Consider the following 13,268-nt stretch of genomic DNA (forward strand, 5'->3'; position numbering starts at 1 on the left):
GTTAGTGCTGATTAAGTTAAAATCCTACAGGACAAATAAAGAAAAAACATTATTCCGATAAGTATAACTGTAGTAATAATCCTGGTAAGACAGCCTCCTCTTGTTAACTCCCTTGGTTCACCTATCATTGAACGGTTTATTGAATCTACAAAATTAATTATGGGATGTTTCTTGTATTCTTCTATTTCTCGTTTATCTTCTTTATCCCGCATATCTTATAGCCATCCTTTCGCTTAAAACATGCCGGAGAAGGTTTTGTTTCCGCTATTGATAATATCGGTAATTTGTATTTTATCACATTGTCATACTTTCTTCAATTTAGCAAGCGCTTCCGCCAGGGCGGGGTTGGTCAGTCCCTCATCGGAGTTCTTTTGCTGCCGGAGGTATTTCTGCACATCTCTTTTGGACACATTTTCTTTTTCGTTTTTCCTTCTTGCGTTAAAGGCGGTGAGCTTTTCCCGGTAGCCGCACGGGCAGATAAATATTTGCCCTTCCCCTTCGCCGTGCAGGGTCAGCTTTTTGTGGCAGTTGGGGCACCGGGCATTGGTTATCTTGCTGACTCCTTTTCTGTAGCCGCACTCCCTGTCCTGGCAAACCAGCATTTTACCCTTTTTGCCGTTAACCTCCAGCAGACGTTTGCCGCAATTGGGACATTTCTCGCCGGATAAATTGTCGTGTTTAAATTTGCCGGCGCTGTTTTTGATGTTATTAACAACTATATTGGCATACCGCTTCATTTCCCCGGTGAAATCATTTTTATTAAGCTTTCCCCGGGCAATGGCCTCCAGTTTCTGCTCCCACTCGGCGGTCAATGCCGGTGTCTTCAGATCACCGGGCACCAAATCAAGCAGCTGCCTGCCCTTGGATGTGATAAATATACTTTTGCCCTTTTTCTCAATCAGGAAATTATTAAACAGCTTTTCGATAATATCAGCCCTGGTGGCCACGGTGCCCAGCCCGCCGGTTTTGCCGATAACTTGAATCAAATCCTTATTTTCCCCGGCCATATACTTGGCCGGGTTCTCCATGGCGGAAAGCAGGGTTGCCTCATTAAACGGGTCGGGTGGCCTGGTCTCTCCCTGGGTCTGGGATACAGACGATATTTTTAAAACATCGCTTTTATTTAGAGCGGGCAATACTTGCTCCGCAATATCGTCCACGGTTTCCTCTTCCTCATCAAAATGGTTATTGTACACCTCTTTCCAGCCCTGGGCGATCACGACCTTGCCCCTGGCGATGAAAAGCTCATTGCCGATATTGGCTCTGACAGTGGTTTGTTCGTATTCAAAGGGAGGGTGCAAAACAGCTAAAAATCTTTTTACTGCCAGGTCATATATGCGTCTTTCCGTATCGCTTAAATTATTAAGAAGAACCGGCTGTTCTGTCGGTATAATGGCGTGGTGATCAGTTACCTTGCTGTTATCCACAAAGGACTTATTGGCTTTGATGGGGCCGCGCAGTATTTTGGCCGCTGATTTGGCGTACGGCGGCACACCGCAGGCATCAACCCTTTCCTTCAAGGTGCCGACGATATCCGTGGTAATAAACCGGGAGTCGGTTCTGGGATAAGTCAGCACTTTATGGTGCTCGTACAGCCGCTGCATAATAGACAGTGTTTCCTTGGCCGAATAACCGAACAGCTTGTTGGCATCCCTTTGCAGTTCCGTTAAGTCATACAGCCGGGGGGCCAAACTCTTTTTATAGGTTTTATCAACCGCTGAAATAATAGCGTTTTTATTCTGCAGGGACGCTAATATTTTGGCGCATCTATCCCGGTCAAAAATTCTGGTATCTTTAGTTTGGCTGTCCTGCCAGGTCAAATTTAATTTACCGGCTTTGGCTGCAATGCCGTAAAACGAGCGGGGCTTGAAATTCTGAATTTCCTCACCTCGTTTGGCAATGATAGCCAGGGTCGGCGTTTGAACTCTGCCGCAGGAAAGCTGGGCGTTGTGTTTGCATGTCAATGCCCGGGTGGCATTGATGCCCACCAGCCAGTCGGCCTCGGCCCGGGCAACAGCCGAGGCATAAAGATTTTCATAATCCTTGCCGTTTCTTAAGTTATTTACTCCGTCTTTAATAGCCTTATCTGTAACGGAGGAAATCCATAGCCGTCTAATGGGTTTCTTTATTTGAGCCTTTTCTATAATCCACCTGCCTACAAGTTCGCCCTCACGTCCTGCGTCGGTGGCAATCACAATCTCCCGGACATCTTTTCTCTTCATCTGTGCGGTAACGGCGTTAAACTGCCTGCCGCTTTGCTTAATTACCACCAGTTTTAAATAAGGGGGTAAAATGGGCAGGTCCTCAAGCCGCCAGGAGTTGAACTTTTGGTCATAGGCCTCGGGGTCGGCCAGTGTTACCAGGTGTCCCAGTGCCCAGGTAACGATATGTTTATCGCCTTCCAAATAACCGTTTCCTTTTTTATGGCAGTTTAAAACCCGGGCCAGGTCTCTTCCCACCGAGGGCTTTTCCGCTAAAAGCAACATTTTATCCATATGAACAATCCTCTCCATGTGCATTGAAAACATGTGCATTAAAAACATCGAAATGGTATCAATACCGGTGTATCGAATAAAGCATATCGAATAAACCGTCTCTTTCTATCACGGCAAGGCAGCCCGTACTATACATTGCCGGTCGATCCTGCCGGATTACTCAGGGGCAGGGATTTCGGCAGGTTTTTCATTTCTATATATATTATGCCGGCTGTTAAGAGTACGGATAAACCATCGGCTATAGGCGCTGTTCTCCATACTCCGTCAATACCCCAAAAGCGGGGCAGAATCAGCAGTAGAGGGATGAACAGCAATACCTGCCTTGATAAGCTTAATATGGTGGATTGCACGGGTTTACCCACCGACTGAAAATATTGCGAGCATATAATCTGAAAAGCGATAACCGGAAGCAAAGCAAAAAATACCAACATGGCCGGGGCAGTCATTTGGGTAAGTCCCGTGTCTTTGCTGAAGAGCCCCACAATTTGGTAAGGCCAGGTATGAATAGCCAGATATAGGACCAGAGCAATGCAGGTACCGGCAAATACTGCTTTGCGCACCGTTTCCTTGACCCGGTCATACTGCCGGGCTCCGTAATTATAGCCGATAAGGGGCTGCGCCCCTTGGCTGATCCCCAGTATGGGCATAAATATCAAGGTGGCTATACTCATCATGATGCCCACGGCGGAAAGGGCTATGTCCCCACCATAGGCCATCAGGGTCTTATTAAGTATCAAGTTTTGAATGCTGTTGGCAATTTGCATGGCAAAGGGCGCAAAGCCGATGGATATAATGCTGATAATTAAAGTTTTCTGCGGTATAAGGTTCTTTAACCTTATTTTTATCAAGCTGCGGCCGGATGCGTAATAGTACATTACCCAGAGCGCCGAAACAAATTGACCCGATATGGTTGCCAGAGCCGAGCCCTTTATGCCCATGCCTATGATAAATATGAAAAAATAGTTTAAGACTATATTAATTAACCCGCCGATAATTTGGGTGAGCATGGCTACTCTGGGGTTGCCTTCGGCCCGGATAAAATTATTCATACCCATGCTTATGGAGAAAATAGCCGACCCCAGCATAATAATATGGGTAAAGTCCCGGGCGTAGGGCAAAACTTCCCGGCTTGCTCCAAAGATGATTAAGATTTGTTCGGAAAATAACATATAAATAATCGTTAAAATTAACGGCAATATAACTAACATGGTAGCGCCATTGCCGGCTACCTTTTCCGCTTCCTCCATATTTTGTTGTCCCATGCGTATAGAAATCAACGCCGTAGCGCCGACACCAATCAAAATGGAAACACCCATTAGAATAATCATTATCGGAAAGGCCACCGTTGTGGCCGCTATAGCTATGGCGCCGACCCCTTGCCCTACAAAGATTCTATCAATAACGTTATAAAGGGCATTAATCAGCATGCCCACTATGGCCGGCAAGGAAAATTTCCAAAGTAAGCTGCCGATCTTTTCTTCCCCCATAATTGTGCTTTTTGCCATGTTAAGACCCCTTTATATTTTTATGTGTAGCAGCCCAAAATCCATAACAACACATTCTATCGCGTAGAATTTTTTGCGTCAACATGTAAAAGTACGGGATTGTCTTCTTGGTTTCGTGCTCTGCTCACATCTTCTGTCTTCTTCTGTAAAAATTATTTTAATAAAGCAGGATTTTAAATCGGGTTGTCTAACTTTAATATTACATTACAACATAATAATATGCTCCGAGTTTTCCTGCCTAAAGCAGTTTGGCCATGGCAGTTTAAACTGTTGGGTAGAATCGGAAACGAGTTCGCCTTCCGTGGTTGGAAAGGAGCTTGATCTTAAGACTAAAATATTTGGCAGTTCATATTTGGCAACTTGTTTTTTATTATGTAATCTTGAGATCACAATAAAGGTTCTCCAGCCATGGCTGGAGATTTTTATTTACCCCGGGGCATTTTGCACTCATCAAGCCGGCCGCTAAACCGGCTGCTTAATAAGACAGTAAAGGAAAATTAATAATGATAGGAGTGGTAGTGTTGTGGAAATGGTCAACTTAGTTATTAACGGCCAAGAAATTGAAGTTCCGGCGGGCACTACGGTCTTAAACGCCGCCGAACAAATGGGCGTCCACATCCCCAGGCTTTGCTACGAATCGGACCTGAGCCCGTTTGGGGCGTGTCGTTTATGCGTGGTGGAGATTGAGGGGATGCGTAACCTGCCGGCTTCCTGTGTGACTGCCGTAACTCCCGGTATGGTGGTGCAAACGCACTCGCCGGCGGTAATTGAGGCCAGGCGTACCATTCTTGAACTACTGATTGCCAATCACCCCTTGGATTGTCTTACCTGTGAAAAAATGGGTGATTGCAAGCTGGCTCAATACTGTTATGAATATGGCGTTAAGACAAGTCCCTTTATCGGTGAGAAACACGATTATCCGCTGGAAGACAGCAACCCCTTTATCGTACGTGACCCCAACAAGTGTATCTTATGCGGCAAATGTATACGGGCTTGCGCGGAAATAACCGGTAAAAATAATTTGGACTTTGCTTACCGTGGCTTTGATACCAAGGCTACCACTTTCTTTGATGTTCCTTTTGTGGAATCCGACTGCGTCTTCTGCGGGGCCTGTGTTTCCGTATGTCCCACGGGAGCGTTGATGGAAAAGCAGATCCAGGGCAAAGCCAGGCACTGGGAATTGCAGAAAGTTGCAACTACCTGCCCGTTCTGCGGCACCGGCTGCAGTTTTGACTTGTGTGTCCATGACGGCCGGGTTGTAGGGGTCAAATCAGGCCCGGACGGTGTGGTGAACGGTCGCGCCCTTTGCATTAAGGGGAGGTTTGGCTGGGACTTTATTTATAGCGATCGGCGCTTGACTACTCCCCTGATTAAACGCGACGGAGAATTTACACCGGCATCTTGGGATGAGGCGTTTGATGTAATTGCGGAACGGCTGGGCGAAATAAAAGCGAAATATGGCGGCGATGCTTTTGCCGCTCTGAGTTCGGCCAGGTGTACCAATGAGGAAAATTATCTTGTACAAAAATTCACACGGGGGGTGATGGGCACAAATAATGTAGACCATTGTGCCCGTACCTGACACGCTCCGACAGTAGCCGGTCTGGCTACTTCTTTCGGAAGCGGCGCAATGACTAATTCTATTTCAGAAATTGACCATGCCGAGCTGTTGTTCCTGGTAGGTACGAATACCACTGAAGCTCACCCGATTATTGGTTATAAAATGAGACAGGCGACACGCCGGGGTGCGAAACTCATTGTTGTAGATCCCAGGCGCATAGAACTGGCGGAGGAAGCCGATTACTGGCTGCGTATCCGGACAGGAACCGATATACCGTTTCTCAATGGACTGATGCATATTATCATCGCTGAAGAGCTTTATGATAAGGCTTTTGTTGAAGAGCGGACCGAGAATTTTGAAGCCTTAAAGGAAACCGTTAAAAAATATACACCCGAGTATGTATCCGATTTAACCGGTATACCGGTAGAGGATTTGTATGCGGTGGCCCGCCTTTACGCCGGTACCGACAAAGCAATGACTTTTTATACCCTGGGTATTACCGAGCACGTATGTGGAACAAATAATGTAATGAGCATTGCCAACCTGGCCATGCTGACCGGGCACATGGGACGGCCGGGCACCGGGGTCAACCCGATACGCGGTCAAAACAACGTGCAGGGCGCCTGTGACATGGGGGCGCTGCCCAATGTATTCACGGGTTACCAGAAGGTGATTGACCCGGCGGCGCGGGAAAAATTTGAGCAGGCTTGGGGCGCTTCTCTGTCCGGTGATATTGGGCTGATGATTCCCGAGATGTTTGATAAAGCCAATTCCGGCGACTTGAAAGCGATGTATATTCTTGGCGAAAATCCGGTGCTTACCGATCCCAACAGCAACCATATTCGCTCCGGCCTTGAAAAGTTGGAGTTTCTGGTGGTTCACGAGCTGTTCCTGACCGAAACCGCGGAATATGCTGATGTAATTCTGCCTGCCGCCAGTTTTGCGGAAACGGATGGTACCTTTACCAATACCGAGCGCCGGGTGCAGCGGGTTAGAAAGGCCATTGAGCCTTTGCCGGGCAAAGCCAACTGGCAGGCTATTGCGGAACTTTGCGGTAAAATGGGTTGCCCCGCCGATTATGTAAGTGCCGAGGAGATCTTTAACGAGATGGCGTCTCTAACGCCGTCCTATGGCGGTATAAGCTACCCGCGCATTGAGCAAAAGGGGATTCAGTGGCCGTGTCCGACCGCCGATCATCCGGGGACACCTTATCTGCACGCCAATTCATTTGTCCGGGGCAAGGGCCTGTTCCAGTCTATTGAACATGTTCCGCCCGCGGAATTGCCGGATCAGAAGTATCCCTACTTGCTGTCTACGGGTCGCATACTGTACCACTACAATGTAACCACACCGTATTCCGCTTCCATCAACAGTATGTGGTCACAAGAGTATGCCGAAGTTAATCCGGAAGATGCTGCCCGTTTGGGACTGTCTACCGGCGATACCGCAAGGGTAACCTCACGGCGGGGAGAGGTGACCACGAAAGTGCGGGTTACCGACCGGGTTCCCCCCGGTATGGTTTGGATGTCCTTCCATTACGGGGATACTCCTACTAATGCTTTGACCAGCGCCGCTCTTGATCCGATAACTAAAACCGGTGAGTATAAAGCTTGCGCTATTAAGATTGAAAAGATACAAGAGGCAGTCTAAGTTAAAATGAGGGATATTGTCGGCCCGGGGCATGGCGGTTTTTGCCTGAAGTGTGATGTTTGTCGTTCCCGGCCTGTTCATCTGACAAGTCCGCAGGCATGGTAAACGGAGGAATAAAAAACATGCTGACCAAAATAACGCTTGAAGAGGCCCAGGAACTTATAATACGTAATTGCAGTCCTTTGCCCGGACAGTCGGTTCCTCTGGCCGAAGCTGCCGGCCGCGTATGCCGCCAGGAAATTTATACCGAATATGATTTGCCTCCTTGCTGCCAGTCGGCAGTAGATGGCTATGCTGTTTCAACGGACGGTTGTGCAGGTGAAAAATATCAGCTAAAGGAAAGTCTTCGTCCGGGTGACTATCCGGAATTTTCCCTTGAACCGGGACAGGCTGCCGGTGTGGTAACCGGCGGCCCGGTACCCCCCGGTACCCGGGCTGTTATACCCTGGGAATTTACTGAAGTAAAAGACGGGTATGTTGTCACTGCCAGGGAGGTTGCCCCCGGTGCTAATCTAAAATCTCCGGGGGAGGACTTTCATGGCGGCGATATTATTGCGCGGCGCGGCGTTCCGCTTGGCCCGGGGTTGGTCGGTGTTTTAGCCGCTTACGGTATAAGTGATGTCAATGTTTTTGCACGGCCCAAGGTAGCTATTTTAAGCCTGGGACGGGAGATTGTACATTATCAGACGGTACCTGCGCCCGGTCAAATGAGGGACAGCAACGGCCCGCTTTTGGCTGCTCTCGTGCAGCGCGAAGGCGGCCGGGTATTGGGCGTGGAAACAGTTGGTGATGCGGAACAGGATCTGGTCAGGGGGTGTCTGGAAAAGCTGCTGCGCCAGGCGGATGTGGTGATAACTACCGGAGGTGCGGCGTCAGGCGTTTGCGACCAAGCTCTTAATATGATCAAGCAGACAGGAGCACGCTTGCTGTTCTGGGATGTTAAAATAAAACCGGGCAGTCATAGCGGCGCTGCCATACTAAATTCCAAGCCGATTATTTCATTATCGGGCAATCCGGCTGCTTGTGTGGTGGGATATCACTTGCTTGCCGCCCCGTTGTTGCATGCCCTGCAGGGCCTTGATCCGCATCCGGTGCGCTTTGAAGCGATATGCGCAAACGCCTGGCGAAAAAAAGGCGGGCCCCGAAGATTCGTCAGGGGGTATGTATTCTGGAAGCAAAATCAGTGGCAGGTTGCATTTTTACCGGGTCAGAAATCAAGCATGCTGCGGTCATTAATCGGCTATAACGCGTTAATTGACCTGCCTGCAGGCCACCCGCCTGTTGAAGAAGGACAAAAGGTATCAGTTATACCATTGCTTGCCTGTAACTTTACCCGAGAGTTACCATTTGTGTAGTCAGCGATAATAAAAAAGTCGCTGACTTTTTTTGCTTGCCTTGTACTTTGAGTGTGCGTGCGAAAAGGCGGGCTCCGGCGGGGCTGTTGCACAACGGGCTACTGCATGGTATTTAGCAGCTAAAATTCCTGTCTATATTCAATGATATGGGCAGGAATTTTTGTATTAGGATCAGAATTCAGAATATAATAACCATTAGATAGTGGAAATTAGCTAATTTATCGGACATGTAACACAAAGCTGTAACAGTAGTAATGATTAATCTGCAATCCTGCTTAAATTCGGCATGTGCTTGTTTGGCACATCATTTTGATGCAATTGTATCATAATGGAACTATGCGGCGGTCATATTTGGGACATATTTGGAGAACGGATGGGTATCTTAATATGACAAGAAATAACATTTGATAGCCAGTTTAAGGTTTTATATAATCTTAAGGTGGTAAGGTAATATGAATTAGCATGGATTTTGCTTGTATTAATAACAAAATAATTATTCCGGGCCATCTTATCTAAAGTGAGAGCTAAGGTAGTATGGCCGCTATGGTTTGTCGAAAAAACGGCAAGCTTTCCGATGCGGAAAGGAGTACAGTATAATACTTTGGTCTTAAGACCGGGATGCTGTATTTTTACTGCGTTCAGGTCTTTTTATTGTTTTAGGTTTATGCTTTTGGGTGTTTATGCCTGACTGTTATTGGGGACGAGGATAATTGATAAGTTGTTTTAGATTAGCGTGCGCCAATGAAAGGGGCTGTGAGCATGAGATCTGTACCGGTACAGGAGGCAGTGGGGATGGTGCTTTGCCATGATCTCACCCAGATTATCCCCGGTAAGGCTAAAAAACCACTGTTTAAAAAGGGACATGTTGTTAAGCCTGAGGATATTCCCAGTCTGTTGGATATCGGCAAAGAGCATCTCTATGTTTGGGAAATGCGCGAAGGAATTCTGCACGAAAACGAGGCGGCACTGCGCATGGCCACGGCGGCCGCCGGCGATGGTCTCATCTTATCGGAACCCAGTGAAGGAAAGGTTAGCTTGCTGGCCGCGGAAGACGGACTGTTAAAAATCAATACAAACGCTTTATTTGCAGTTAATGAGCAAGAGCAGGTTATGTTTGCCACCCTACATTCAAATCAGCTGATTAAAAAGAATAGAATAGTGGCCGGTACGCGTATTATTCCGCTGGTTATAGAAGAGAAAATCATTACCGGCATAGAGCATATCTGCCGGGAATGTTTTCCCCTGGTGGAGATAAAACCTTTGAGATCTATGCGAGTCGGGATGGTAACCACGGGCAGCGAAGTGTACAAAGGGCGTATTCAGGATAAGTTTGGGCCGGTAGTGACAGCTAAATTGGCCGAGTGGGGCAGTGAAGTCGCCAGGCAGATTTTAGTATCCGACAGCATAGACATGATTGTAGCAGCCATTAAGGAATTAATGGAAGAGGGGGTCGATATGATCCTGGTTACCGGTGGCATGTCGGTGGATCCCGATGATGTAACGCCTGCGGGCGTGGTTGCCGCCGGGGGGCGCATTGTCAGTTATGGGGCGCCCGCTCTGCCGGGGGCTATGTTTATGATGGCTTATATTGACGAACTGCCTATAATGGGTTTGCCCGGGTGTGTTATGTATCACCGAAGCAGTATATTCGATTTAATAGCGCCGCGGGTTTTGGCAGGGGAAGTGATTACTCGCAGGGATATTATTGCCCTGGGTTATGGCGGTCTTTGTTCCAACTGTCATGAATGCCGTTTTCCCGATTGCGGTTTTGGCAAGGGTATTTAAAGTACCGGTTAACAACGTGTGAAATAAGTAAATATTTAATATACTTAATATAAGGAGATGAATATATGCTTAAGAAAAGAGTTAACATTAACGGTGCCAATATGTCTTTGGTTGCCGACCCGGAAACCGCTCTGGCAGATGTTCTCCGCGGACAACTGCATTTGACCGGTACCAAGATTGGCTGCGGCAAGGCCCAGTGCGGTGCTTGTTCGGTCATTATGAACGGCAAAGTTATCTTGTCCTGTGTCACCAAGATGAAAAAGGTTCCCGATGATGCCATTATTACTACCATTGAAGGCATCGGCACCCCCTCCAATCTGCATGCTCTGCAGCTGGCCTGGGTCAAACATGGCGCCGCCCAGTGCGGTTTTTGCGCATCCGGCTTTATTATCTCCGCCAAGGCCCTGCTTGACGAAAATCTTAATCCGACCAGGGAAGAGGTGCGCGCCTGGTTCCAGAAGCATAAGAATGTTTGCCGCTGCACGGGGTACAAGCCTCAGGTGGACGCAGTGATGGACGCCGCCCGCCTGATGCGCGGCGAAATAACCGTGGCTGATTTAAACTTCCAAATGCCGGCCGACGGTAAAATTTTAGGCACCGATTACCCGCGTCCTTCGGCCGTGGCTAAAGTTACCGGCACCATTGATTACGGCGCCGATTTCGGTCTCAAAATGCCGCCCGGTACTCTGCAGCTTAAACTGGTCCAGGCCCAGGTTTCTCACGCTAAGATTTTAGCCGTTGATACATCCGAAGCTGAAAAAATGCCTGGGGTTTACAAAATTGTCACCCACAAAGACGTTAAAGGCAAAAACCGCGTTAACGGCCTGAACTTCCCGAGCAACAAGGGAGACAGCTATGACCGGCCCATCCTGTGCGATGAGAAGGTTTTCCAGTATGGTGACGCCATTGCTATCGTTTGCGCGGACACCGAAGCCCATGCTCAGGCCGCGGTGGAAAAAGTCAATGTGGAATTGGAAGTGCTTCCGGCTTATATGAGCGCACCTGCCGCTATGGAGCCCGACGCTATTGAAATTCACCCCGGCACTCCGAACGTTTACTTTAAACAGGAAAACATAAAGGGCGAGGATACCGCGCCGCTGATGGAAAAAGCGGATGTTGTGGTATCCATGGAAGACCTGTTTGTTGGCCGCCAGCCTCACCTGCCCATTGAGCCGGACGTTGCCGCCGCTTACCATGATGACAACGGCAACCTGCAGATTTTATCCAAGAGTATCGGACTTGACCTGCACGCTGCCATGATTAGTGAAGGCCTTGGTCTCGAGCCCGGTAAAAATCTGTTCCTGTCTCAGTTTCCGGGGGTGGGCGGCACCTTTGGCTACAAGTTCAGCCCCACCATTGAAGCGCTGGTTGGTGTTGCGACTATGGCCACCGGCAAGCCCTGTTTCTTAAACTTCAATTATTACCAGCAGATTACCTACACCGGCAAACGGTCCCCCTTCTTTATGGACGTTAAGTACGGTGCCAATAAAGACGGCAAAATCATTGCTCTGGAACATAACTATGCGGTTGACCACGGCCCATACTCTGAGTTTGGCGATCTCCTTACCTTGCGGGGCGCTCAATTCATCGGTGCGGGTTATGGCATCCCGAACATCAAGGGAGTTGGCTACACGGTCTGCACCAATCATGGCTGGGGTTCCGCCTTTAGGGGTTACGGTTCGCCCCAAAGTCTTTTTGCCTCTGAGACTTTAATGGACGTTTTGGCCGAGAAATTGGGTATGGATCCGCTGGAGCTGCGCTATATTAATGCGTACCGCCCCGGCGATACCAACCCCTCAGGCCATGAGCCCGAAGTATACTCCATGACCGCATTAATCGACGCGATCAGGCCCAAGTACCAGGCTGCTCTGGAAAAGGCTAAAACGCTCTCTACGCCGGAGAAAAAACGTGGTGTTGGCGTGTCTGTCGGTGTCTACGGCTGTGGTTTGGATGGCGTGGACGGTGCTGAAGTTTGGGTGGAATTGTTGGCCGACGGCAGGATCCAGGTGAGCACCAACTGGCAGGACCATGGGCAGGGTGCGGATATGGGTCTCTTGGGCACCTCCCATGAAGTTTTGCGGCCAATGGGTATCAAGCCCGAGCAAATCAAGCTGGTTATGAATGATATGAACTTGGCTCCGGCCGGCGGGCCGGCCGGCGGCAGCCGCTCCCAGGTGGTTATCGGCAACGCTGCGGTAAACGGCTGCGAGCAACTGGTGAGCGCACTTAAGAAAGCTGACGGAACCTACATGAACTATGACGAGGCAGTTGCCAATGGCGTTGCCCTGAAATATGAAGGTAAGTGGAGCACGGCTGCCGATAATTGCACCGCCTGCGATGAACAAGGTCAAGGCAAACCATTTGCCGTTTACATGTACGGTGTCTTTTTAGCGGAAGTGGAAGTGGATACCAAGACCGGCAAGGCTCAGGTCGCAGGTATGACCATGGCTGCCGACGTCGGAGAAGTTATTAACAAGACAGTTGTTGACGGGCAAATCTACGGTGGTTTGGCCCAAGGCATTGGCCTTGCGCTTACCGAAGATTTTGAAGATCTGAAGAAGCATACCACTATGGCTGCCTGCGGTATCCCTTACGTTAAGGACGTTCCTGATAATATAGAAATCATCTACGCAAACCACCAGCGTAAACATGGCCCGCACGGTGCTTCCGGCGTGGGTGAACTGCCGCTTACTTCTCCGCATGCCGCTATTTGCAACGCCATATACAACGCCTGCGGAGTGCGGATTACACAGCTTCCGGCTCTGCCGAAGAAGATACTGGCCGGTTTGCAGGGTCAAGAAATCCCGGCGGTCAAACGGCCCATTAAAAACCCTGCTTATTAAGCATTAAAATCTCTCTTGATTCAGGTGGGGTTCAACCTCACCTGAATCAAGAATAGCTTCTTGTAAATTAAAAA

Annotated in this window: 6 protein-coding genes and 2 riboswitches; of the genes, 4 read left to right on the top strand and 2 right to left on the bottom strand. The window is 48.8% G+C overall.

From position 1 onward, the window contains the following. Nucleotides 1–302: 302 nt before the first annotated feature. Nucleotides 303–2,495, bottom strand: a complete 2,193-nt coding sequence (locus tag ABDB91_RS01455) for a DNA topoisomerase III (RefSeq protein ID WP_347489848.1) — start codon at nucleotides 2,493–2,495, stop codon at nucleotides 303–305. Between the two features lie 128 nt (nucleotides 2,496–2,623). After that, a complete protein-coding gene (locus ABDB91_RS01460; protein WP_347489849.1) occupies nucleotides 2,624–4,000 on the bottom strand; it encodes an MATE family efflux transporter in 1,377 nt (458 codons plus the stop codon). 210 nt (nucleotides 4,001–4,210) lie between these two features. Beyond that, a riboswitch (molybdenum cofactor riboswitch) is annotated at nucleotides 4,211–4,332 on the top strand. Between the two features lie 191 nt (nucleotides 4,333–4,523). Here ABDB91_RS01460 and fdhF point away from each other — a divergent pair. The 4 genes from fdhF to ABDB91_RS01480 all read left to right on the top strand — a co-directional run bounded on the left by fdhF (nucleotide 4,524) and on the right by ABDB91_RS01480 (nucleotide 13,194). After that, a complete protein-coding gene (gene fdhF, locus ABDB91_RS01465) occupies nucleotides 4,524–7,211 on the top strand; it encodes a formate dehydrogenase subunit alpha (protein WP_347489850.1) in 2,688 nt (895 codons plus the stop codon). A gap of 122 nt (nucleotides 7,212–7,333) precedes the next feature. Next, nucleotides 7,334–8,566, top strand: coding sequence for a gephyrin-like molybdotransferase Glp (glp, locus tag ABDB91_RS01470; protein ID WP_347489851.1), 1,233 nt, complete (start codon nucleotides 7,334–7,336; stop codon nucleotides 8,564–8,566). Between the two features lie 484 nt (nucleotides 8,567–9,050). Further along, a riboswitch (molybdenum cofactor riboswitch) is annotated at nucleotides 9,051–9,169 on the top strand. Nucleotides 9,170–9,325: 156 nt separating this feature from the next. Continuing rightward, nucleotides 9,326–10,351 (top strand): molybdopterin-binding protein, encoded by a 1,026-nt coding sequence (locus ABDB91_RS01475; RefSeq protein WP_347489852.1) that lies wholly within the window; start codon nucleotides 9,326–9,328, stop codon nucleotides 10,349–10,351. Nucleotides 10,352–10,416: 65 nt separating this feature from the next. Further along, entirely contained in the window at nucleotides 10,417–13,194 is a 2,778-nt protein-coding gene (locus ABDB91_RS01480; RefSeq protein ID WP_347489853.1) for a molybdopterin-dependent aldehyde oxidoreductase, read from the top strand. Nucleotides 13,195–13,268 lie beyond the last annotated feature (74 nt).

It is taken from the genome of Desulfoscipio sp. XC116, from assembly GCF_039851975.1.
GTDB lineage: Bacteria > Bacillota > Desulfotomaculia > Desulfotomaculales > Desulfallaceae > Sporotomaculum.

Coding starts and splice junctions, on each gene's coding strand:
- ABDB91_RS01455 (WP_347489848.1), bottom strand. CDS start 2,495: ATGGATAAAATGTTGCTTTTAGCGGAAAAGCCCTCGGTGGGAAGAGAC.
- ABDB91_RS01460 (WP_347489849.1), bottom strand. CDS start 4,000: ATGGCAAAAAGCACAATTATGGGGGAAGAAAAGATCGGCAGCTTACTT.
- glp (WP_347489851.1), top strand. CDS start 7,334: ATGCTGACCAAAATAACGCTTGAAGAGGCCCAGGAACTTATAATACGT.
- ABDB91_RS01475 (WP_347489852.1), top strand. CDS start 9,326: ATGAGATCTGTACCGGTACAGGAGGCAGTGGGGATGGTGCTTTGCCAT.
- ABDB91_RS01480 (WP_347489853.1), top strand. CDS start 10,417: ATGCTTAAGAAAAGAGTTAACATTAACGGTGCCAATATGTCTTTGGTT.